The sequence below is a fragment of the Peribacillus sp. TH16 genome (genome assembly GCF_016651095.1).
Taxonomy (GTDB): Bacteria; Bacillota; Bacilli; order Bacillales; family DSM-1321; genus Peribacillus; species Peribacillus butanolivorans.
This window is the reverse complement of sequence record NZ_JAEKEM010000002.1, coordinates 1,139,488-1,161,705: the sequence shown is the minus strand read 5'-3', so window position 1 is coordinate 1,161,705 and position 22,218 is coordinate 1,139,488. Positions and strand designations below refer to the sequence as shown.

The following is a 22,218-nucleotide window of genomic DNA, read 5'->3' as shown; positions in this document are numbered from 1 at the left end:
GACGGACCCTTTTTGGGATCCGTCCTTTATTCTTATAAAATGATGCTATCAGATTTTGAAAGAGAAAAAATGGATGAGCCTTTTCCGCTCGGATCAAAATAAGCAAGCATAATCGATGGTTTTTTAACAATTGTTCCATCTGCTAAATATGTTTCTAAATCAAAGGGAAGTTCTTCAAGTAATGTGTGTTTGTGAATTTCTTTTTCATTTAGTCCCAAGGCAATGAAAGAAGATCCAAGATGTTCAGGTTTATTTAAAATTTCTTCATAAATCTCTTTGCGCCCTTGTTTATCAAGAGAAGCATCCCACCATGGTTTACGTGGTTTGTATTTTTGATTCATGAAATAATCCAATTTCATGAGTCCGATAATGGTTTTTAAATCAGCTGATTCTCTGGAAGATAAAAACTGCTGTAATCGACGGAACAAGTCTTCAAGTTGATGTCCGATTCGTGACCAGCCTTGTTCATCCCAGAAGGTACCAAATTCTTGGAAAAAGTCGAATGGTGAATTAAACACCGATTCAACCAGAAACTCTGTCGTATGATCCATTCTGTGATCGTTCCAGTATTTTTCAAGCACATCTTCAACTTGTTTAATACGGACAATGTCGTCAAAGGACAAAACATTATTCCCAAGAATTTCATAAGGAGCATGATCACTGTAAATATAGTCGTGATCATTGGCACGTATCCGTAGGCCTGTACCACGCAGCATTTTTAAGAAACCAAGCTGCATTTCTTCGGGCCTTAGTTCGAAAACATCATTGAAGGTCTTCCTGAATGAAAGATAGTCTTCCTCAGGCAAACCAGCAATCAAGTCAAGATGCTGATCAATTTTTTGACCGTCTTTGACCATGGTGACTGTCCGTGTTAGTTTTTCGAAATTTTGTCTTCTCATGACCAAATCATTTGTATGATCATTCGTCGATTGTACGCCGATTTCAAATCGGAATAGCCCTGCTGGTGCATGATCATTCAAAAACTGGATAACTTCCGGACGCATGATGTCCGCTGTGATTTCGAATTGGAAAACCACTCCAGGATGATGTTCGTCAATTAAAAATTGAAACATATCCATGGCGTAGCTCCGGCTGATATTGAAGGTACGGTCAACGAACTTAATAGTTTTTGCACCATTTTCCATAAGGTACCTAATATCTTCTTTGATCTTTTCCCGATCAAAATACCGGACACCTACTTCGATCGATGAAAGACAAAATTGACAGCTAAACGGACAACCACGGCTTGTTTCGATATAGGTGACACGTTTGGATAGCTCGTCGCGGTCTTCTTCCAATCGATAAGGGGTAGGGAGGGATTTCAAATCCACCTTGCCATTCTGTGGCTGAATAACTTTTTTTCCATCCTGTCGATAGGCAATCCCACCAACTTTTTTATAATCGTTAGCACCTTCAATTTCAGATAAAAGAGCTTTAAAAGTAACTTCCCCCTCGCCAATTACGATAAAATCAGCTCCGGGAATCTGGTCAAGCCATTCACCAACATCATATGTGACTTCAGGTCCGCCGAGAATGATAACCAATTCAGGATTGATTTTTTTCAGCATTGCCACGACTTTCATTGTTTCCTCGATGTTCCAAATATAGCAACTGAACCCGATGACATCAGGTTTTTTGGAATAAAGGTCGCCTACGATGTTCATAATCGGGTCTTTTATCGTATATTCTGCCAGCTTTACATCATAATCTGGCTGAGCATAAGCTTTTAAATATCGGATGGATAGCGATGTATGGATGTATTTTGCGTTAAGAGTACTGATTATTATATTCATGTTAAAGGGCGTAAAAGAAACGCCTGGCTCCTTTCGTGTACATGTCTTTTTAAGCCAACAAGCACTAACGAGTAATTTTACCATAGCCTGCTCCATTTGAAAAATGCGTTATTATTAATGAAGGGGAATCTATTGCCTTTGCTTTTGGCTTGTAAGTTGGTATGGAATTATGTTTGAAAAAACGGATAAAGCAGAAACTGCTTTATCCGTTTTATTTCAAAATGCTTGTTTAATATACTCTTTTGTTTTAGTCATGAAACGTTTTGTTTTGGTTGCTTTCAATTCGATGATTGGCTGGGCCATTGTAGCAATCATTTGGCTTGACAATAACACAGTGATCAAGAATGAGAGGCCGGCAAGCATGATAAAACTCTCTGTATTACTGAAGTAGTCCTGTATCGTGCTTTCACGGAAGAAACGAATGAGGAAGCCGTGCAGCAGATACACATATAAAGTTTGTTTACCCCAATTGGTAAAGAAATATTGTCCGCGTGGGATGAAGGATAGAAAGCTAAACACTGAAATTACGCTCAATCCATAAAATCCTAGTCGCTTAAACATGGACACGATTGTCGCATCTTCAAGCTCGGCATAGGGTTTCGAACCGAGCAGCCATTTATAATTTATATCGGTATTTAAATAAAAGCCGATAAAAATCACTAACATGACACCAAGTGAAGCCAAACGAACTTTGGGTGTGAATAACTTTTTTAAATGATCTTTGCTTAAATGGTAACCGATTAAAAACATCGGGAAAAAAACGAATGTCCTTGAGAGACTAAGGTAATTGGAGATATTGTCAATATACCCAATTAATAAAGCGATTAAAATAGATAAACCTATGCCTACTGAAGGCTTTAGCTTTGAAAAACCAAGTAGCATGATGTTCCAACAGAATAAACTGATCAAGAACCAAAGCGACCATTGAGGATCAAGCAAGTCTACTGTGATGGCAGTACGTTCATATAAGAAATAATAGTAAATGGTATATATCAATTGGAAAATAATGTAAGGTAAAATTAATTTTTTTGTAATTTTAGCTAAATACCCTTTTTGATAAAAACCTTTTGCAAAGAACCCTGAAACAAGGATAAAAGCAGGCATGTGAAAGGAATAAATGGTTTTATATAGAGCGTAAATTGTTTCACTGTCGTGTATATACGTATTTAGTAAATGTCCAAAGACGACAAAGGCCATGAGAATGAACTTGGCGTTATCAAAGAAAAAATCACGTTGTTTCATATTTGCCTCCATTAATAAATTTTAAGGTAGCTAGAAAGCATTGTTATTTATATACCCTTAATCCATAGAATTAAATCTCATATTAGTAATTTTATTTAATCATTCTTAAATTAAGCTTAACTCTAAGTATTAGTCGATTCAACATACTATAATTTAAAATAAAGTAAAATTTTGGATTTTGAATAGTGATATGATTTTACTGATTTTTGAAAATACCGAGGAGATTTAAGATAGTTGTCGAATAAAGTTGGGTAAGTATTGGTCTTTGAATAAGGGGTGTAAATATGAATTTAGGTTATGAGAATGAAACGGGATATAAACAAAAAATTATAAAATTAAATAAACAGATTGAAAGATATAACGAAATTTTCAATTCTATGTTAGAGCCCTATATTAGGGTAGATGAGGAACTAAGGTTCACTTATGTGAATGAGGCAGCTTGTACTCTGTTGGAAACACCGAGAGAGCAGCTGGAATTACTGAAATTAACTGATTTTCTTCAGGTCATCACTTTGACTCAAGAAGAATTCGGCTCACAAAGTAATAGCGGCGAGGAAAGAGAAAAGAAAATGATTCAGCTTCATACAGGAGCGCTAAAGCAAATTGAATTTTTGCGTATTGGAGCGCCTTCCGAAGGACAGCAAATTTATCGTTTGGAGGATGTGACATTGGATGTTTCATCCTCCCGGGAAACATTAATGTCACGGCAGATGTTTTTGGACATTTTTGATACAGCCATTGAGAGCATCGTGCTTTTTGATAGCTCTGGAATAATCATAGAAGTGAATCATGCATTTATCCATGTTCTGGGCATTCCGAAAAAGGATATTGTCGGAAAAAATATGAAGGATCTCATTTCCCAAAAATATAAGTCATATTGGAGAGAAAGTATCCGAAGAGTCTTCAGTGAGTCGAACTTCAGAGGAGAGGTAGAGCTATTAGTCCATGATGAGCCACATCCATTTATTTTTTCACTTAGTTCGACAGTCGGAAATGAATTATATATGTCGGTGTTTCGAAAGCTTACTGAATCGAATTTAATGGAAAAGAAGTTAGAGACGAGCGAAAGGATTTTTGGAGAATTATTTGACCAGTCAATGGATGCGATAATATTTTGGAATGATGACGGTATCATTTTTCGAGTAAATCATTCAGCCTGTAAAATATTTGAGTCTAGCAGAGAAGACTTGATAGGCAGTTATATTTGGAAATATGTCTACAGCAATAATCAACATTTTAATCAGATGATGGATACGTTTGAAAGAGACACCCAGGTCAGGGGTGAACTGATTTATAAAATGCCGAATCATCAAATTAAATTACTTGAATTAACTGCAAAAAAACATGAAGGTGATGGTTATAATGTGACAATCTTTCGGAATGTCAGCGAGCGCTGGCTGATTGAGAAAGAATTACGGGATAGTGAAAAGAAATTCAGGAAAATTTTTGAGGGAACATTAGATGGCTTAATTTTATGGAATGATAAAGGGTTTACAGACATTAATGAGGCGGGACAGGGAATTTTGGGGATTTCGAAGGATAAACTTCTTTCTTTAACTGTTAAGGAGTTTATTGAAAAAATACCTGGGAATGCAGCTGATCTGAACGCTCATATTGAAAAAGTCTACAAACATGGGGTTTACTCATCTATCATCCCGATAATGTTTGAAAATGGAAGAGTTAAGCATATTGAATTTTTAACTAGAGAAAATTTATATTCGAGCGTGCATTTAACCATTTTTCGTGATGTGAGTAAAAATCTTGAAATGCAGGAGCAAATTCGGAAATCAGATACCTTAAATGTTGTTGGTGAACTGGCTGCAGGGATTGCCCATGAAATTAGGAATCCAATGACGGCTTTAAAAGGATTCATCCAATTACTTGAGGATGGTGTCAAGGGTGATTTCTCTACATATTTTCATGTTATTACCTCTGAAATTAAGCGGATTGAAACCATAATCACTGAATTTTTGGTGTTGGCAAAGCCTCAAGCACTTAAATTTTTCAAACAAGATGTTCATACAATTCTGGAGGAGACGCTTGAGTTGCTTGCCGCTCAAGCTCTACTGGAAAATATTCAATTTGAGACGAACTTTGAAGAAGAAGAGTTTACTGTTTTCTGCGAAGCAAATCAGCTAAAACAAGTATTTATTAATATTATTAAAAATGCATTGGAAGTCATGCCGGATGGCGGTTCTGTTCGTATTAAGACGAGAAGATTTTCCGAGAAGTACGTTTGTATATCAATTATCGATCAAGGGATGGGAATCTCGACGGAAATGCTGAAAAAGTTGGGTGAACCTTTTTATACGACAAAGGATAGAGGGACAGGGCTGGGGCTTATGGTTAGCTATAAAATTATTGAGGAACATAAGGGCTATATCGAAGTGGAGAGTAAAGTTGAGAAGGGGACTAGCTTTCATATATATTTACCATTCGCGAGTTAAACAGGAGGATGAAGATAGGTTGCTTGCAATTTGAAGAGTAGCAGATGAATTTTCTTCCCCTATTTTGTTATTTTTTCAGAAAGCATAAGTAAGTCTGAATGTTAAGAAGGAATCCCTCTTCGATGGATTCCTTTTTTGAATTTCATACCTCAACGCTTATTTCATTGAAATTAACGGAGGATTCAAATTTAGAATCTAATTGAGATTTACAGGTTTAATGTAAAATCCAACGGTTATTGCTTGCCATTTTGTTAATGAAATTCTATTTTCCTTGAAGTGAATGAATCTCTTTATGCACTCTATTAACTTATTACTTATTGATAATTTCGTTCTAGTTTGCTAAGGTGGTAAACTGTCGAAGTATTTTAGCAAGTAACAAAACAGTGAAAATTAAATATGAATAATATTGGCTCAAGGTCCAGAGTTAGCAGTATGTAAAAACGATTTAAGACTTAGGATCCTAAATCAAAACAAGTAGATTATGATAAGAAATTCCCGTCATATCATGTCCGCTGAAGGGTCAGGCTTTATCGCAATTTAAGAAGTTTTGTCTTTTTTTGCGAATCTATTTACATATAAGGCATATTTTGTAATACTTCATTATTATAATGTAACTTTAAAAGGGCAGGAGTAGTGAGTGTTGTTATGAATTCTAGGAGTACTACGGAAATTTGTTCTGAAATTCGAATGAAGCGTTGGGAAATGATGGAGTTGGCAAAAATGTATGGGATGAGTCATGAGTATACCCTTCGCCAAAGCGAGCAACTTGATAAACTGATAAATGAGTATTTAATCCTTCAACATCATTCGTCAGTTGAAGTGAGAAATAAACGAGAAGAAATGGTTGTTATTGTACAGAAGCCCTTTAATGATGATTTTACATATTAAATGGATCTGAATGAAATGACTTTGTAAATTAGAAATGGAAAAACATAAAAGGGAGTAAACTCTCATATGTTGTATATATTTTTTTCAATCCTGTTAGTAATGAACTATGGAAACGTAAGAACAAGGATGGAATATAAATATATATATGCGGAGAGAGAAGCCGGGCTGCTTTGTTTTAAGAGATTGATGAACGTTGTGATGTGCTGTCTGCCTATATGATTTCAAAAGATTTGATACAAAGATCATTAAAAATAAGGGGATAGTTTATATTTATTTTTCTCTTAGTTTGGACAACTTGCAGAGGAGTGAACAGAGGAAGACTCTGAGGACATTCTTTGTGTTGCAGGAAAAGTTCAATTTGGTTAAAAAACTAGAAAAGTTCAATTAGTTGGGAAAATAGAGTGTTAGGTTTATATGTCGGAGTAAGTTAACTCAACAGAGGTACATAGTATTCTTTTATGATTGAGGGGTTCAATAACTAAACCACTTTCTAAATATACAGAAAATCACAGGTGGTTACTTGTATGAAGGCAGCTTCATAGGTGTATCTGGCTTAAATGACAACTTTAAAAATATATCATTAGTCTGAGATGCAAAAACTAAAGGCTGACTCATTTTAAAGGGCCAGCCATGAATGCACGAGAATTATAAAATTTCCAATAATATAACCATAAACAATAGGCCGACAATGAAGGAATAGGTGGATGTGCGCTCATTTCCATCCCCATGGCTTTCAGGGATTAATTCTTTATAGACGATGAAAAGCATAGCACCAGCGGCGAAAGCGAGGCCGTATGGAACTAAAAAACCAATGTAAGAAGTTAAATAAAAACCTATTAGGCCTGTGATTATTTCGATGGTACCGGTTAATGTGGCTATGATGAACGCCGTAAACTTTCCGATTTTTTGATTGATTAAAAACAAGGCGACAAGCAAACCTTCCGGAGCATTTTGCAGACCGATAGCAAAAGCAATTAAATTGCCCGTATCAGCTGCATCTGAGGCGTAACTGACCCCAACAGAAAGACCTTCCGGGATATTATGCAGTGTAATGGCTGTAATGATAAGCAAAGCCTTTTCGTCGAATTGAATGCCACTCTTCGTATGACCGAGATCGATATGTGGAATGTTTTTCTCCATAATTGTTAATGTCATGACCCCGAGAAAAACCCCAATAACAAGCTGAATATACCCCCCAGTGGCTAAAGACTCGGGAATCAGGCTCAGTAACGAAGCAGCCATCATAATACCGGCAGTAAATGCCAGAAGCGTGTCTCTAAAGCGATGTGTGATTGAACCTTGAATGAACAAGATGGGTAACGCACCGGCCCCTGTAGACATAGCAGATAGGATGCTGCCTAATAAAACTCCACTCATAAATTTCTCCTTTGTATGGTACTTATCGTTACTTTTGTGTGTTTTCTGAGTGAAACAATATATTGTATTGAGATGATAAAAATAGGTTCCAGGAAAAACTCATTTGGTAGTACTGTAATTCTTTATGTGTTTTATTCTTCGGCATACCATTTTTTTAGAGTGAGATCAGTTGGTAGCAACAAACTGATGATTCCTAACAAAGGCAAGAATCCTACAAGTTTAATCATGGATGCGATTCCGATGACATCTGCAATTGCCCCCAATGAAACAGATCCTATGGCGCCCATTCCAAATGCTAGGCCGACGGTCAAGCCAGCCATTGTTCCTACTTTGCCTGGAACTAGTTCCTGTGCGTAGATTACGGTAACTGAAAAGCTGCTCATAATAATAAATCCCGCGATCAATAATAGGATAAAGGCGGCTGTAGGCGGGACGAATGGCAACAGAGCGGTTATAGGCGTACTGGCAGCGAAAGAAAACAAAATCACGTTTTTACGGCCGAACCGGTCCGCAAGAGGTCCGCCGAAAAACGTTCCTACAGCCCCAGCAGCTAAAAAGGCGAATAGGAAGATCTGTGCGGATTTTATCGTGAATAAATGCTGCTCGATTAAATAAAAACTGTAAAAGTTCGTCATGCAAGAGACATACCAGGAACGGGCAAAAATAATGAATAAAATTAAGACCAGAGCTTTGGCCACTTTATGGGAGCGCTCTTTATTAATTACTTTAGCTGCAACCTTTTTCGGCTTGAAGTGCACCAGCTTTTGAGAATACCATTTGGCAATATACAGTAATAGCATAACGGCTGTAAAGGCAACTAAGGCAAACCAAAGTGCACCTTTTTGACCAAATGGAACAAGTACGATGGCAGTAATGAGAGGGGCGAGAGCTTGCCCGCTATTCCCACCAACCTGATAAATTGATTGTGCCAGGCCTCTCCTAGGACCTCCAGCCATGTATGCAACCCGGGAGCCTTCCGGATGGAAAATGGCTGACCCAAAGCCCATTAGAATGACTGCACCAAGGATTATAGTATAGTTTGGTGCAAGTGCGAGAACGATGACCCCGATTAAAGTGCTGGTCAATCCAATAGGTAATGCAAAGGGAAGGGGCTTTTTATCTGTATAAAAGCCAACAGCAGGTTGGAGAAGCGATGAGACGATATTCAAGCAGAATGCAATCATCCCTAGCTGTGTATACGTTAGAGACATTGATTTTTCAAGAATGGGAAACATGGCCGGTACAACGGCCTGAAGGGAATCATTCATTAAATGACATATTCCTATGATAATCATGATCTTCAGTGTCATATCTTTTTTTTGCGGTTCTGGTTTAAATGCAGTGATACTTGCCATATGTATATTTCCTTCTTTCTAAAATAAGAATCTTACATATTCCAATCATTCGCTCGCAAGTGTGCTCTGTATGTATTACACCCTTGTTTAAATCAATTGTTAGTGTTCGTATTGCCCAACATATGAGAAATAAACTCATAAATGATCGTATTACTCCAAGTTGTCATTTAATATGGGTAAACTAATAATAACTGTTGTACCTTTTAAAGGTTTACTTGTAAGCTCGATCGTTCCATTAAAAAGTTCAATAATTCGCTTGCACACGAAAAGACCTAATCCAGTTCCTTCTTTTTTGGACGTGTAGAATGGCTCGAACACTTTACTGATGTCTTTTTCATTCAGCCCATGCCCAGTATCGATGATTTCTATTTTTGCCTTTTCATTTTCTCTGTAAATTTGTATGGTTAGCTTTTTGCCAAGTTCCATTGCCTCCAGGCCATTTTTGGTAATATTAAGAATGACTTGTTTGAGTTGGTCCTTTGTACAATAAACCATGATTGGTTCCTTTACGATGTTCCATTCCAGCTCAATATTTAAGTAACGTGCTTCGGATTCTATTATTGGTCTTAATTCAGCAATAATACTGCGAATATCGTATAAGGATAAAGTATGTACTATGGGTTTTCCTAAAATTAAAAACTCGCTGACAATGCTATTTATTCGTTCAATTTCTTTCATGATGACAGAATAATAAAACTGGTCTTGTTCTTCAGGGTGTTTTTCAACAAGTAATTGGACTAGTCCCTTAATGCCGGTGAGGGGATTTTTTATTTCATGTGCAGTACTAGCCGCCAGTGTACCAACAAAATCAATTTTCTGCATTTCGTTTAATTGCTTTTGTTTTTTCTTCTCTCTACGAACGATTTGTTCCTCCACAACTATATATATCATGTGAGTAATAAAGAATGTGAAAAAGACAAAAATTAAAAAAACATTCATGTTGATGGTGTTAAGCCGGTCGGGCATTTTAACGGAAAAAGTCCAATCTACTTCAGTCAAAGGAACATTCACCCATGTTGAATTTCCAGTAACTCCTTCGGCATTTATCTCCAGAATGCGAGTTTTATTGCTCGTTTCTAGTTTCACCGATTGATTAGGGATAAGCATTTTTAAACCGTTTTCTATATAATCCAACCTAATATGTGCCAATAAAAAACCTTGAACCTTTTTGTCGTTATCCAAAATAGGGGCGAAAATGGTAAAATAATTAAAACTCGAGTTATTTAGCTCCCTCTTCCCAACAACAACGGCTTTTTGGGTTTCAACTGCCTTGTCTATATCATCCTGTTCAATTAAAAAGTAATGGAGGAAATCCTTATTTGTCCCTGAAATAGAAATGCCATCTTGATTTAGCCAATATACTCCTGCGTACCTCGGATCTGTATCTTTAATCCAGTTCATAAGGAGTTTTGTTTTTTTATCCTCCATATATAGAACAGAACTGCTAAGACTTAGCAGTTCCAGATTTTCTTTCGTTTCACTGATAACTTCGTCTATGTATTCTTGACAAACTGATCCAACCCATTCAGCTTGATCTTGTCGCTCTTTATGGATGGATTGTTCTAAGTACATCCAAAAAATGATAGATAGAATAATTAATGGTAAAATAACAATAAGCAGATATGTGGTAAATTTATGCCTAGTTTTCATGATTGTCACTACTTTAGCTTTTTTTCTAGTATATCAAACTGTATGATTAAACAATAGTACATACTGATTAGTCAAATTGACAAAGAAGCCGTAATGTCATATAATAACTTTTAATTCAAGATATTTTAATTAAAAATTTTAAGGTTGTGAAGTTATGGAGAATAATAACATCCAACAGTCTTTAAAGCTGTTTATCGTGATGTCGAGAGCTCATCGGTCCATTAATGATGTTGTAAATAAACATATAGCTGAAGAGGGTTTGAATCCAACAGAGTTTGCAGTACTAGAATTGCTTTATCATAAAGGTGATCAACCTCTTCAGCAAATAGGTGGAAAAATCCTGCTCGCGAGCGGTAGTATAACATATGTCGTGGATAAGCTCGAACAAAAGGAATATCTACAGCGGATAGCATGTAAAGAAGACCGCCGTGTAACTTTTGCCAAAATAACGGATAAGGGAAAGGCCTTTATTGAAGGAGTATTTCCTGAGCATGAAAAAAGAATCGATGATATCATGAGTGTTCTCACAAAAGAGGAAAAGGCTACCGTGATAGAATTACTTAAAAAAATTGGTTATTCCGCTCAAAAGTAGCTTATTAAACCAGCACCTTTAATTAATAAATTAGGTGCGGGTTTTTTTTTGGTCGTTTTATCGATTTTCTCGCACAAATAAATCTGTGGGTTTACCTGGTTTGGTTAGCACATACAAGGGGAAACATGGCTAGGGAAATCCGTATTTGTTTCTAGGTATAGGCAGGTTTTTCTTTTTACTGTGGCGAATTTAACTATATCACGATAACCAAGGAGGATGTATAAGACGGCTTCTATTGATGGTAATTGTGGCATTTAGGCAAATGTCTTAGATAAAATGTATAAAAAGGAGTGTACATATGAAATTTAATGAGTATGAATATAGACGTCCTGAAATGGATGAAATCAAATCGAAGTTCACGAAAGTTTTGAAGAAGTTTAGGGATGCACAAGAAATAGACATTCAAGTGAAAGCGATGGAAGAAATAAATGAAATTCGAAATTATGTAGGTACCATGTTAAATTTGGTCTATATTCGACATTCCATTGATACAAATGATGAATTTTATAAAGCTGAGAACGACTATTTAGATGAATTCTCTCCTGAAATGGAGGAGCTGACTTCCATATTTTATACTGAGCTTGTTCGGTCGAAGTTTCGTCGGGAGCTTGAGATGAAATGGGGGAAACAACTATTTGACTTGGCAGAGGCCCAACTCAAAACGTTTTCACCTGAGATTATTCCGCATCTGCAAAAAGAAAATAAACTATCAAGCGAATATTCACAGTTAATCGCCTCTGCAAAAATTGAATTTGAAGGAGAGGAGCGTACACTTGCACAATTTCAGCCTTTTATGGAGTCAGCGGACCGTGAGCTAAGAAAAAATGCAAGTGAAGCATATTACAGCTTCTTTGAAAAACAACAGGCAGAATTGGATCGAATATTTGATGAACTTGTGAAAGTACGGCATGAGATTGCGACTATGCTAGGGTATAAAAATTTCGTCGAGCTCGGATATAATCGAATGACAAGGACTGATTATAATGCGGAGATGGCTGCTGCATTCCGTAAGCAGGTGAAAGAGGATGTGGTACCGCTTGTTACCCGATTGAAGGAACGTCAGCGTGAACGGCTTGGATTAGAGAATCTATGCTATTTTGATGAAAATTTTCAATTTAGAACGGGGAATGCGATCCCTAAAGGTGATGCTGAGTGGATCATCGAAAATGGCAAAACGATGTACCGTGAACTTTCATCTGAAACGAATGAGTTTTTTAATTTTATGATAGATAACAATTTGATGGACCTTGTGGCGAAGAAGGGAAAAGAAAGTGGTGGTTACTGTACCTTCATAGAAGATTACAAAGCTCCATTTATCTTTTCAAATTTCAATGGGACCTCCGGAGATATAGATGTTTTAACACATGAGGCGGGTCATGCATTCCAAGTATACCGGAGCCGTAACCACGATATTCCGGAATATTACTGGCCTACATATGAGGCTTGTGAGATCCATTCGATGAGCATGGAATTTCTTACATGGCCATGGATGGAGCTGTTTTTTAAAGAAGATACAGAAAAGTATAAGTTCTCTCATTTAAGTAGCTCACTTGTATTCCTGCCATATGGGGTAGCTGTGGATGAATTTCAGCACTTCGTCTATGAAACTCCCGACGCCTCTCCACTTGAAAGAAGACAGGCGTGGCGTAAAATCGAGAAGGATTATTTGCCTCACCGTGATTATGAAGGAAATGAATTTTTAGAAAATGGAGGATATTGGCAGCGCCAGAGCCATATCTATCAGTCTCCATTTTATTATATCGACTATGCATTGGCTCAAATCTGCGCCTTCCAATTTTGGAAAAGATCAGTAGAGGGGGATGTGGCGGCTTGGGAAGATTATTTGAATCTGTGCCAACTTGGAGGCAGCAAGTCTTTCCTTGGTCTCGTAGAATCGGCGAATCTGAAGTCACCATTTGCTGATGGGACAGTTCAGTCCGTGGTCAAGGTGATCGATGAATGGCTTTCCTCTGTCGATGATCAAACATTATAAAAGGTGATGAGCTGAGTTTTAAGTGGAAATAAGTATCACAATAAATTCCATGATGAGCCACAACTTAATCGTTGTGTTAAAACGCTTGAGGATATTTTTCCTTAAGCGTTTTTTTACGTTCCCTGCCAAGTGAACTAACTTGTATCTATTGTTTTGGGCTATTAGATACTATTCATTTCTCATTTACTCAGTGCTGTGTTAAAGGTTAATGTTCTTAGAAAGTTTAAAAGGGGCAGCTCTAAAATAAGTCTACTTTATATATTGTTTGAAAGAGTTTAATATCAACAAGATTATTTTACAGAGCCTAAATCAATAGGGAATATTACTTGGCTTGTCTTAAATGCCTCCACCTGACATATAAATGTAGGGAGGAGGGGAAAGTATGCTGTCAAGGTGGTCAGGGATTTTTCAGATTGCAGCCGTTTATGTAGGTACAGTCGTTGGAGCTGGTTTTGCAACTGGAAGAGAGATTGTCGAGTTTTTTACCCGTTATGGCATTTATGGCTTTATCGGGATTTTAATAGCAGGTTATATTTTTATTTTTACCGGAACGAAGATCATGCTTATTTCTACAAGGATAAGAGCTACTTCTTATGAAGAGTTCAATCAATTTTTATTCGGTAAGAAGTTAGCAGGAATCATCAATATCTTTTTCCTTATCATGCTGTTAGGTGTGACGGCCGTCATGATTTCGGGTTCAGGGGCAGTTTTCGAGGAACAACTTGGCGTTCCTAAAAGTGTGGGAAGCTGGTCTACCATCATCTTGGCATCATTAGTTCTGATGATGGGGATGCGCGGCGTTTTTACAGTCAATTCTTTTGTTGTTCCAATCATGATCTGTTTTAGTTTGATTCTCTTTTTCTCTACTTTGGGAAATGGTGACTTTTTGTCTTTTCTTACGCAAGTTCCTGATGAAGGGATTTCCTTGAAAATGATTTTCTCTCCATTTGCATATACAGCCTTTAACCTGGCTTTAGCGCAGGCCGTTCTGGTTCCGGTTGCCAATGAAGTCCGCGACGAAAAGATTATTAAGCATGGGGCCATCCTTGGTGGTATCTTTCTCACAATAATCTTACTAACTGGGCATTTTTCACTTATGACACTTCCAGATGTAACTAGCTATGAAATTCCCTCGGCGGTTATTATGAGAACTGCAGCTGGGCAGTTATATTGGATGTTTATTTTGGTGATTTACGGGGAAATCTTCACTTCGGTTATTGGGAATATTTATGGATTACAAAGGCAAATTAGCAGCTATGTTAAAGTACCAAGCATGCTAATCATAGCTATTATTTTTTTAATAGCTTTGATCATCAGTGAATACGGATATGGAAGGCTATTAGGATATATCTATCCGGTATTTGGATACATAAGTCTGCTTTTTTTAATGCTGGTCTGGAAAAGCAAGGCAGGGAAGGAGAAATGAAAAATGGAGGGAAAAGAAGATAGGAGCTTTTCCCTCCGTCTGGAGTCAATGAATTATTATTTTCTCATCAGCGTTTTAGCCATCTCTAGAAAGGCATCTCGGTAATCTTGATTCCTCTTAGTGAACATTGTTAAGCGGACAGGGGATTTTTCACTTTTGAGCAAAATGGATGTAATCACATCATCCCCTTTTACGACTTCAAATCCTGCCCCGTTATCAACGTCAAGTGCTGGATCCTCAATTGTTTCTGAAAGACTTTTAAGTTGGGTTTGGACATTTTCTTCGACTTCATCCCAATTAACATCACCCGTTAATAATTCAATTCTCATAAAAATGGAGTCATCTGTAGTCAGGAATACTATATCTTTACCTGGTTCCTCAGCACTTAACTTATATTGCTGCAGAACATAGAGGCTGAATGGTTGATTATCGCTATTTTTTAAGAAAGCTGTTTCTTCTTTAGCCTCCCCATTACTTGTATATTGCAGATTTTGTTCCATTAGTCTTACTTTGTTGTTATGGTCGGAACTGCTATCATTGCCATTAGAAGCACCGCCTTTGTTCTCTTCCTTCACTGAATCTTCCTGTGGCTCAGCCGTCTTCTCATCTGTGGTTGTCCCACAGCCAGTCAGCAGAAATGCAGCCAATGTGGCTCCACCTAAAAAAGGTGTCCAATTAGTCATCTTTTTTCCTCAACTTTCTGGAATGTTTTCTAATGTGTGTTAAGTGATTTCATGCCTTCCAAAGGTCTGGTGACGAATCAACTTTTATATATAGACGGTATGAAATGAAAAAAAGTTACAAAAAATAACAGATTTGAACGAATTATTAATTAACTAAAGTGAAAACGGAATGGTTTAAGAAACCATTCCGTTTGATTACGTTAAATTACCCTATGATTTTATAGTTCTTATGATTGACGACCGTTTTCTGTTCAAGTTCTAAATCACGGTAATTTTCCATATACGTGACGTCCACGATTACTGAGTTCTCGTTCACTTTCTCGACGATTCCTTGTAAGCCTTCTCTAAATTCAATGATATTTCCGACTTCCGCTTTCTTCATGGTAATCATCCTTTCCCATTTCATTTTCAATGATCAAAAAGTAACTATGGAGTAATTGGATTATTCGAACATCTTGCCGTTTAGATTTTGACCTGGGGAGTGCAAGTAAGAGAATTAGATATCTCTTCGGTCGGCAGAGCAGTAGGTTGAACTTTTAAAGAAAGTAAAAATTGAATAAAGCAGTAGTAATGATATGGCATATTTTGGTATCTTATGTAAGCGCAGCTATGCCAACCTGTATGTAAATAGATGGTATTTAAAATGCCAATCAATTTACATTATGATATTTTACTATACAGTTTGCACTATTTTGGGTGATTCGTAAAGAATAATGTAGTAAAGTAAGGAACAAAAAAATCTGATTTATATTTGGAGTTAGGCTTATGTTAAAATAGAAACGGAATTTCTCCTGTCTGATTATTATTGAAACGATTAAAAATTAAGGAGGATATTAGAATGGATGCTCAAGAAGCGAAAGATGTACTTGATAAATTGGCAAACCTTGAAATGGATGAATTCAGGATAAAAAAGGAAGACTTTTTAGGTTTTCGTGAAGTGCTTGTGAAAAGAGAAGACTTTAAACATTTTCGAGGAAATGCCCAGCATAACGGTGAAATAATTTATACTTATTTAGAAGAAGCGAGAAGTTAAGGGAATGGATATTAGGGGTGGCTCAGTATGATGAGCCACCCCTTTTCCTATTTACCAAGAAAAATCCGTTTTTTTCCTTAATTTAAGGAGGGCGGATTTGCGCCATGATTTAACGGCTGCAGTGGTTACCTGATACATATCAGCAATTTCGGATGTGGTTTTATTCCCAATAAATGTCTGGAGTAGCCACCGTTGCTGGTTTAGTGTCAAGGTTTCCGTATAGATTAAGATATTTTCTAAAACGAAAGCCTCTTCATGCATTGTAAAACGGTCCTTAACTTCAAGGATAGCGGAATCAAAGGGCCTGGTATGTGTTTCATATTTATGATGACGCTTTAGCTCGTTAATGATCCTGCCTTTTATTACGGTATAAGCAAAGTTCGAGAATTTTCCGTTTTCTTCATTGAACTTCTCATATGACTCCCATAAGGCAATCAAACCAATTTGAAAAAAATCATCCTTATTTTTATAGATTGAGAGAGAGCGGATAATGTGATGAATCATCGGGGTGAATTCAACCGTTACAGCTGAGAAATCTTCCATTAGGCAACACCTTTGGAAAAGTGCACTTTACATGTATTCCCGGGTGCTTTTACCTTAAGTAATTCTCCCAGCAATAGCGAAATAGCCTAATGGTAAAATGGATGAAATAAAAGATGAGTTTTATGACTTTAAATAGTAACTTAATCAAGTGAAAGGTGAAATTTAGAAGTATTGTAAGGTGTTTTGTATGTTCGGGATGATCAAATAAAAAACACATCCAAATGCTTGGATGTGTTAAATAAATATACTAATTCATTTTCCGACAGGTTTTCAGATCTGGTTGATGACTTTTCATCTTCATTCAAAGTAAAGCCGTAAACATATGAGGCTATTCTTTTCTTTTACCAGATAATTTTCTCACGCAGTTTAATGTCATCACTATTAATTATAAAAGTAAGTAATAGATAGAGGTCGACTTTCTTGAGAAGTTGAAGATTAGTCTGGAATTTTACCTAGCGGGAACTAATACTAAGAACAGATATGTACCCATTTCACCTTTTGTATTTTATGTGAGATCTAGCAAAAATAATTCAGGGTGATGTATTTTGTTAACGCTGCGATTTACGGAATCCAGCATTTAGAGCGTCTTGTTCGGTACAAAAAAGTTCTTCTGGTTTAGTTATTTCGTAATATTGGCCAGTAGGTATGTGATAGATTTTATCGCCCTTAGAATTTATATTACCTTTAATTTCAGGTTTACTGCAAGATGTGCTTTTAGCGTTTTTTTTCTCTGTTACTACTTCAGTATTCGAATCATCAAATCCTTTTGAGGTTGCATAGTTTTCTATCGACCAGATGCCTATTTCTTCTTTTTGGGCTTGTTTCTGAATACCCTCTAATTCATCAATATATTTTGTGTTCGGGGCATAAACATAGGCGACACGGGCTAGTCCTTTTTCAAGCAGGAGTTTATTCACCATTTTTCCATCTACATAAAAATAGGCTAGCAGCCGTCCATATTTATCTCTCTCACTGATGCCGGTTTCTACTTCGACTTCCGAGCCTGCAGGCATTAACTCTTTGGTGAACTTGCTTGCTTCAGGTCCAAAAGGCTGAACAGGCTTAGAGGGATGTACGGTTTCTGGTGTATCTATTAATAGAAGCCTGACCGTTTCTTCATTTCCACTCGGCAGTTTAATTTTTACTGTATCTCCGTCGATGACCCTGACAATCTTGGCCGTGAACGTCTTGCCTTTTTCTTCATTTGAAGAATTGCTGCTGGATTTTGTGTCTGAATTGGACGTCGAATCCTCTTGTTTAGTTGATTCATTAGTTAGGTTATCTGATACCTCCTGGCAGCCAAATAAAGTGATCATGCAGATGGCAATTAGGAGAAGCACATGCAGATAAGAATGAGATAAGGAATTACGGTTCATTATTAAGCCTCCAGTTCAAAGATATTTTCCATGTAGTCATGGATATGTGGGCAGGAATAATACTAACCTATTAAAATGGGAAAGAAAATGAAAACTCATCAAGTTTTTACAAACTTTACTATCTACTATGACGAATGTTTCTTATAATAAAATCGTGGATAATGAAAGGTAGGCTTGAAAAAGTATGTTTAGGCTAGAAAAGATTAGATATAAAGGTATTTTAAATATTGATAGTATGAAAATTTCAGCAAATAGGGTTACTTGTTTGACTGGAGAAAGTGGAGCCGGAAAAACTTCACTGCTCCGATTATTGAACAGAATAAATGAACCGGACAGCGGCTCGGTCTTTTATCAAGATCAGTTGCTAGATAACCTTAATCCGATAGAGCATCGTCGTAAGGTCACGATGCTGTCTCAGACACCTTTCACTATACCGGGCACGATTGAAGAAAATCTTCAATTGGGTCTAGAATTGACAGATAGAGAAAAGAAATCGAAGGCAGAGTTCGTGAAAGCCCTTGATACGGTTCTATTGCAGAAGTCTTTATCCGATGATGCGGAGATTCTGTCTGGCGGTGAGAAACAAAGGCTGGCACTGGCAAGATTACTTTTGTTAAAACCCGAAGTGTATTTGCTGGATGAGCCGACAGCTGCGCTTGATGAGGAAACAGAATTGAAGGTCATGAGCAGATTTTTAGCAGAAGTGAAGCGAGGAAAAGGAACGGTCATCATGATTACCCATTCCAAACAACTTGCGGACATATGTGCTGAAAAGATGATCATTCTGAAAAAGACGAAGGAGGGGGACTATTAATGGACAGTAACGGGATAATAGATATTGAGTTCTGGCGTCTATGTGCGGCCTATCTATTTGTTGTGCTGCTTCTTATTATCGTGAAGTGGCGCGGCATTTCACGGGAAAAGCAAATCATTCTCGCTACGGTTCGGATGACTGTTCAACTCATTCTCGCCGGTTATGTATTGACGTATATATTTGAAAATCCAAACCCATTACTTTCTATAGGGTTTTTATGTGCGATGTCCCTTTTCTCAATCCATAATATTTTTAAGCAAATATCATTTACGCTTAATAAGAAAATAAAACGAATGGTTATTCTTAGTATGCTGACGGGCCCCTTGGCCGCTTTGTTTTATTTTAATCTAGTCGTCATACATTTCACTCCATGGTATGAGCCGAGGTATTTTATCCCGATTGCAGGAATGATTGTCGGGAATGCGATGACTGGGGTTACATTAGCGTTAAAAAACCTGCATGACGGGATTACTAGTAATCGTGAGAAGGTAGAAGCAATGTTGATGCTTGGAGCCACTCCAGCAAAAGCGGTCAAAAAATATGTCGATGCAGCATTTGATTCAGCCGTGCTGCCCACCCTGAACAATATGCTTGGTATGGGAATTATTTTCCTTCCAGGAATGATGACAGGGCAAATTCTGTCGGGGATCAGTCCACTCATCGCAATTGAGTACCAAATTGCCATACTGATTGGTATTCTCGGCAGTGTTTCGCTAACTGTGATTCTTTTCATTATGCTGAGTTTTAGAGCTTTTTTTACCAAAAATGCACAGCTATCCATTTAAACATTAAAGAACCTGAAAAGTAATAGTTGCAGTTCTATCCATATTTTTGTACTATTTTTTAGGTACTAGATAGTTTTGGTTTGTTTGTTGGGTATGATAATGCTATTCTGAAAAGGAAGAGGGCATTTCTTTTTTCGTTACTTTTTCTAACTGAATAGGGAATACCGCTTACATAACCTATTTTTTGTTATTTTATCTTAAAGGAGATTGATTTATATGGTAGAAAAAACATTTACAGTAACTGCAGAAACAGGTATACATGCTCGTCCAGCTACATTGCTTGTACAAGCTGCCGGAAAGTTTGATTCAGAAATTAACCTTGCACATAAAGAGAAAAAAGTGAACCTTAAGTCTATTATGGGTGTAATGTCTCTAGGTATTGGTAAAGGAGCAGAAATTACTATTTCTGCTGAAGGAAGCGATGAAAATGATGCTCTTAAAACACTAACTGACACATTGAACAGAGAAGGATTAGCAGAATAATGTCCACTTTGATAAGTGGAATAGCAGCTTCTAACGGAATAGCCATCGCTAAAGCCTATCGACTAATTGAACCAGAATTATCAGTTGAAAAAAGAAGCATAGAAGATGTCGAGGCGGAAATATCCCGTTTTAAGGAAGCTATTCAAAAATCAACAGTTGAATTAAAAGTAATAAGGGATAAAGCCGAACAGGATTTAGGAGCAGATAAGGCTGCCATTTTTGACGCACACCTACTTGTATTGGCTGATCCGGAACTTATAACTCCAATTCAGGATAAAATTCAATCGGAAAACGTCAATGCTGAGTTTTCTTTACATGAAACTGCAAGCATGTTCATTACTATGTTTGAACAAATGGATAATGAATATATGAAGGAACGTGCTGCAGATATTCGTGACGTTACGAAACGGGTGCTGTCGCATCTTTTAGGCGTACATATTCCAAATCCTAGCATGATTGCTGAAGAAGTGATCATCATTGCTGAGGATTTGACGCCTTCTGATACAGCTCAATTGAACCCAGTTTACGTTAAAGGATTTACGACCGATATCGGTGGACGTACATCTCATTCAGCAATTATGGCACGTTCATTAGAAATCCCAGCTGTAGTTGGGGCTAAATCGGTAACCGATTCCATTGTAAATGGCGATTTGATCATTGTAGATGGCTTGAAGGGTGAAGTGCATATTAATCCTACTCCTGAACTCGTGAAACGCTATGAAGAGGCCCAGGAAGCCTATGCTTCACAAAAAGCTGAGTGGGCGAAGCTAGTTCATGAACAAACGGTTACACAAGATGGTCATCATGTTGAACTGGCTGCCAATATCGGCACGCCTAAGGACCTAGAAGGTGTTCGCCAAAATGGCGGTGAAGGAATCGGCTTATATCGGACGGAGTTTCTTTATATGGGCAGAAATGACTTTCCAAGTGAAGAAGAGCAGTTCGAAGCATACAAAACCGTACTGGAAGGGATGGCAGGAAAGTCTGTTGTCGTCAGAACGCTTGATATAGGCGGAGACAAAGAGCTGCCATATTTACAGCTTCCTAAGGAAATGAATCCATTCCTTGGATACCGCGCGATTCGTCTCTGTTTAAATGAGCAAGAGATTTTCCGGACCCAGCTTCGTGCCCTGCTTCGGGCAAGTATCTACGGAGACTTAAAGATCATGTTTCCGATGATTGCTACATTATCTGAATTCCGGGAGGCTAAAGCCATCTTGGCAGAAGTGAGGCAAGAATTACTTGATAATGGTGTCCAAGTTGCTGAGAAAATTGAGGTCGGAATCATGGTTGAAATTCCATCAACTGCAGTTATGGCAGACATTTTTGCTAAAGAAGTCGATTTCTTTAGCATAGGCACGAACGACCTGATTCAGTATACAATGGCTGCTGATAGAATGAATGAGAGAGTTTCTTATTTATATCAGCCATATAATCCAGCGATTCTACGCCTGGTTAAAATGGTCATTGATGCAGCTCATAAAGAAGGAAAATGGGCTGGAATGTGTGGCGAGATGGCAGGAGATGAAGTAGCTATTCCAATTTTAATCGGAATGGGTCTCGACGAATTTTCCATGAGTGCCACTTCGATTCTAAAAGCACGCTCCTTGATTAGCCAACTTTCGCTTGATGAGATGAAAAAACTGTCTCAGGATGTTTTGGTGATGGATACAAATGATAAAGTGAAAGAAGCTGTACTTAAAGCAGTAAATATATAATCAAAAAGTCAGCACTTCAT

19 protein-coding genes are annotated in these 22,218 nt (G+C 37.4%); 10 read left to right on the top strand and 9 right to left on the bottom strand.

Annotated features, from left to right (window positions below):
• Nucleotides 1–32 precede the first annotated feature (32 nt).
• Nucleotides 33–1,793, bottom strand: a complete 1,761-nt coding sequence (locus JFV29_RS05585; RefSeq protein ID WP_201181656.1) for a B12-binding domain-containing radical SAM protein — start codon at nt 1,791–1,793, stop codon at nt 33–35.
• Between the two features lie 216 nt (nt 1,794–2,009).
• A complete protein-coding gene (locus JFV29_RS05580) occupies nt 2,010–3,035 on the bottom strand; it encodes an acyltransferase family protein (protein ID WP_201181654.1) in 1,026 nt (341 codons plus the stop codon).
• 284 nt (nt 3,036–3,319) lie between these two features.
• Between JFV29_RS05580 and JFV29_RS05575 the strand changes: the two genes are divergently transcribed.
• Together JFV29_RS05575 and JFV29_RS05570 are read left to right on the top strand one after the other, a co-directional pair.
• Nucleotides 3,320–5,482: a PAS domain S-box protein gene (locus tag JFV29_RS05575; protein ID WP_201181652.1), complete on the top strand. Its 2,163-nt coding sequence runs from the start codon at nt 3,320–3,322 to the stop codon at nt 5,480–5,482.
• A gap of 645 nt (nt 5,483–6,127) precedes the next feature.
• The gene (locus JFV29_RS05570) at nt 6,128–6,370 is read left to right on the top strand and encodes an aspartyl-phosphate phosphatase Spo0E family protein (RefSeq protein ID WP_201181650.1); all 243 of its coding nucleotides are present in this window, start codon (nt 6,128–6,130) and stop codon (nt 6,368–6,370) included.
• Nucleotides 6,371–7,015: 645 nt separating this feature from the next.
• Here the strand turns inward: JFV29_RS05570 and JFV29_RS05565 are convergent.
• The 3 genes from JFV29_RS05565 to JFV29_RS05555 all read right to left on the bottom strand — a co-directional run bounded on the left by JFV29_RS05565 (nt 7,016) and on the right by JFV29_RS05555 (nt 10,752).
• Nucleotides 7,016–7,747 carry a ZIP family metal transporter gene (locus tag JFV29_RS05565; RefSeq protein ID WP_201181648.1) on the bottom strand — a complete coding sequence of 244 codons (732 nt, stop codon included), beginning with the start codon at nt 7,745–7,747 and terminating at the stop codon, nt 7,016–7,018.
• 131 nt (nt 7,748–7,878) lie between these two features.
• Nucleotides 7,879–9,102: an MFS transporter gene (locus JFV29_RS05560; protein WP_201181646.1), complete on the bottom strand. Its 1,224-nt coding sequence runs from the start codon at nt 9,100–9,102 to the stop codon at nt 7,879–7,881.
• 150 nt (nt 9,103–9,252) lie between these two features.
• The gene (locus tag JFV29_RS05555; RefSeq protein ID WP_201181644.1) at nt 9,253–10,752 is read right to left on the bottom strand and encodes an ATP-binding protein; all 1,500 of its coding nucleotides are present in this window, start codon (nt 10,750–10,752) and stop codon (nt 9,253–9,255) included.
• A 154-nt stretch (nt 10,753–10,906) separates the two neighbouring features.
• Here JFV29_RS05555 and JFV29_RS05550 point away from each other — a divergent pair, with 154 nt between their 5' ends.
• The 3 genes from JFV29_RS05550 (at nt 10,907) to JFV29_RS05540 (ending at nt 14,763) form a co-directional block, all read left to right on the top strand.
• Nucleotides 10,907–11,344, top strand: a complete 438-nt coding sequence (locus JFV29_RS05550; RefSeq protein ID WP_053345129.1) for a MarR family winged helix-turn-helix transcriptional regulator — start codon at nt 10,907–10,909, stop codon at nt 11,342–11,344.
• Nucleotides 11,345–11,642: 298 nt separating this feature from the next.
• Nucleotides 11,643–13,337 carry a M3 family oligoendopeptidase gene (locus tag JFV29_RS05545; RefSeq protein ID WP_201181642.1) on the top strand — a complete coding sequence of 565 codons (1,695 nt, stop codon included), beginning with the start codon at nt 11,643–11,645 and terminating at the stop codon, nt 13,335–13,337.
• Nucleotides 13,338–13,719: 382 nt separating this feature from the next.
• Nucleotides 13,720–14,763, top strand: coding sequence for a YkvI family membrane protein (locus JFV29_RS05540; RefSeq protein ID WP_057213407.1), 1,044 nt, complete (start codon nt 13,720–13,722; stop codon nt 14,761–14,763).
• 56 nt (nt 14,764–14,819) lie between these two features.
• Here JFV29_RS05540 and JFV29_RS05535 read toward each other — a convergent pair whose 3' ends face one another.
• The gene (locus JFV29_RS05535) at nt 14,820–15,446 is read right to left on the bottom strand and encodes a hypothetical protein (RefSeq protein ID WP_201181640.1); all 627 of its coding nucleotides are present in this window, start codon (nt 15,444–15,446) and stop codon (nt 14,820–14,822) included.
• A gap of 205 nt (nt 15,447–15,651) precedes the next feature.
• Complete coding sequence (locus tag JFV29_RS05530) at nt 15,652–15,828, bottom strand: YkvS family protein (protein WP_082527747.1); 177 nt, start codon at nt 15,826–15,828, stop codon at nt 15,652–15,654.
• Between the two features lie 456 nt (nt 15,829–16,284).
• Between JFV29_RS05530 and JFV29_RS05525 the strand changes: the two genes are divergently transcribed.
• Nucleotides 16,285–16,479 carry a hypothetical protein gene (locus JFV29_RS05525; RefSeq protein ID WP_201181638.1) on the top strand — a complete coding sequence of 65 codons (195 nt, stop codon included), beginning with the start codon at nt 16,285–16,287 and terminating at the stop codon, nt 16,477–16,479.
• A gap of 51 nt (nt 16,480–16,530) precedes the next feature.
• Here JFV29_RS05525 and JFV29_RS05520 read toward each other — a convergent pair whose 3' ends face one another.
• Together JFV29_RS05520 and JFV29_RS05515 are read right to left on the bottom strand one after the other, a co-directional pair.
• Nucleotides 16,531–17,022, bottom strand: a complete 492-nt coding sequence (locus JFV29_RS05520; protein WP_201181636.1) for a sigma-70 family RNA polymerase sigma factor — start codon at nt 17,020–17,022, stop codon at nt 16,531–16,533.
• Between the two features lie 548 nt (nt 17,023–17,570).
• A complete protein-coding gene (locus JFV29_RS05515; RefSeq protein ID WP_242486790.1) occupies nt 17,571–18,398 on the bottom strand; it encodes a thermonuclease family protein in 828 nt (275 codons plus the stop codon).
• 235 nt (nt 18,399–18,633) lie between these two features.
• Between JFV29_RS05515 and JFV29_RS05510 the strand changes: the two genes are divergently transcribed.
• The 4 genes from JFV29_RS05510 to ptsP all read left to right on the top strand — a co-directional run bounded on the left by JFV29_RS05510 (nt 18,634) and on the right by ptsP (nt 22,198).
• A complete protein-coding gene (locus JFV29_RS05510) occupies nt 18,634–19,212 on the top strand; it encodes an ABC transporter ATP-binding protein (protein WP_242486116.1) in 579 nt (192 codons plus the stop codon).
• Nucleotides 19,212–19,997 (top strand): ABC transporter permease, encoded by a 786-nt coding sequence (locus JFV29_RS05505; RefSeq protein ID WP_201181633.1) that lies wholly within the window; start codon nt 19,212–19,214, stop codon nt 19,995–19,997. Before JFV29_RS05510 ends, JFV29_RS05505 begins: the two co-directional genes overlap by 1 nt.
• Nucleotides 19,998–20,213: 216 nt before the next feature.
• A complete protein-coding gene (locus tag JFV29_RS05500) occupies nt 20,214–20,480 on the top strand; it encodes a phosphocarrier protein HPr (protein ID WP_053345137.1) in 267 nt (88 codons plus the stop codon).
• The gene (ptsP, locus tag JFV29_RS05495; protein ID WP_056530621.1) at nt 20,480–22,198 is read left to right on the top strand and encodes a phosphoenolpyruvate--protein phosphotransferase; all 1,719 of its coding nucleotides are present in this window, start codon (nt 20,480–20,482) and stop codon (nt 22,196–22,198) included. Before JFV29_RS05500 ends, ptsP begins: the two co-directional genes overlap by 1 nt.
• Nucleotides 22,199–22,218 lie beyond the last annotated feature (20 nt).

Coding starts and splice junctions, on each gene's coding strand:
- JFV29_RS05585 (WP_201181656.1), bottom strand. CDS start 1,793: ATGAATATAATAATCAGTACTCTTAACGCAAAATACATCCATACATCG.
- JFV29_RS05580 (WP_201181654.1), bottom strand. CDS start 3,035: ATGAAACAACGTGATTTTTTCTTTGATAACGCCAAGTTCATTCTCATG.
- JFV29_RS05575 (WP_201181652.1), top strand. CDS start 3,320: ATGAATTTAGGTTATGAGAATGAAACGGGATATAAACAAAAAATTATA.
- JFV29_RS05570 (WP_201181650.1), top strand. CDS start 6,128: ATGAATTCTAGGAGTACTACGGAAATTTGTTCTGAAATTCGAATGAAG.
- JFV29_RS05565 (WP_201181648.1), bottom strand. CDS start 7,747: ATGAGTGGAGTTTTATTAGGCAGCATCCTATCTGCTATGTCTACAGGG.
- JFV29_RS05560 (WP_201181646.1), bottom strand. CDS start 9,102: ATGGCAAGTATCACTGCATTTAAACCAGAACCGCAAAAAAAAGATATG.
- JFV29_RS05555 (WP_201181644.1), bottom strand. CDS start 10,752: ATGAAAACTAGGCATAAATTTACCACATATCTGCTTATTGTTATTTTA.
- JFV29_RS05550 (WP_053345129.1), top strand. CDS start 10,907: ATGGAGAATAATAACATCCAACAGTCTTTAAAGCTGTTTATCGTGATG.
- JFV29_RS05545 (WP_201181642.1), top strand. CDS start 11,643: ATGAAATTTAATGAGTATGAATATAGACGTCCTGAAATGGATGAAATC.
- JFV29_RS05540 (WP_057213407.1), top strand. CDS start 13,720: ATGCTGTCAAGGTGGTCAGGGATTTTTCAGATTGCAGCCGTTTATGTA.
- JFV29_RS05535 (WP_201181640.1), bottom strand. CDS start 15,446: ATGACTAATTGGACACCTTTTTTAGGTGGAGCCACATTGGCTGCATTT.
- JFV29_RS05530 (WP_082527747.1), bottom strand. CDS start 15,828: ATGAAGAAAGCGGAAGTCGGAAATATCATTGAATTTAGAGAAGGCTTA.
- JFV29_RS05525 (WP_201181638.1), top strand. CDS start 16,285: ATGGATGCTCAAGAAGCGAAAGATGTACTTGATAAATTGGCAAACCTT.
- JFV29_RS05520 (WP_201181636.1), bottom strand. CDS start 17,022: ATGGAAGATTTCTCAGCTGTAACGGTTGAATTCACCCCGATGATTCAT.
- JFV29_RS05515 (WP_242486790.1), bottom strand. CDS start 18,398: ATGAACCGTAATTCCTTATCTCATTCTTATCTGCATGTGCTTCTCCTA.
- JFV29_RS05510 (WP_242486116.1), top strand. CDS start 18,634: ATGAAAATTTCAGCAAATAGGGTTACTTGTTTGACTGGAGAAAGTGGA.
- JFV29_RS05505 (WP_201181633.1), top strand. CDS start 19,212: ATGGACAGTAACGGGATAATAGATATTGAGTTCTGGCGTCTATGTGCG.
- JFV29_RS05500 (WP_053345137.1), top strand. CDS start 20,214: ATGGTAGAAAAAACATTTACAGTAACTGCAGAAACAGGTATACATGCT.
- ptsP (WP_056530621.1), top strand. CDS start 20,480: ATGTCCACTTTGATAAGTGGAATAGCAGCTTCTAACGGAATAGCCATC.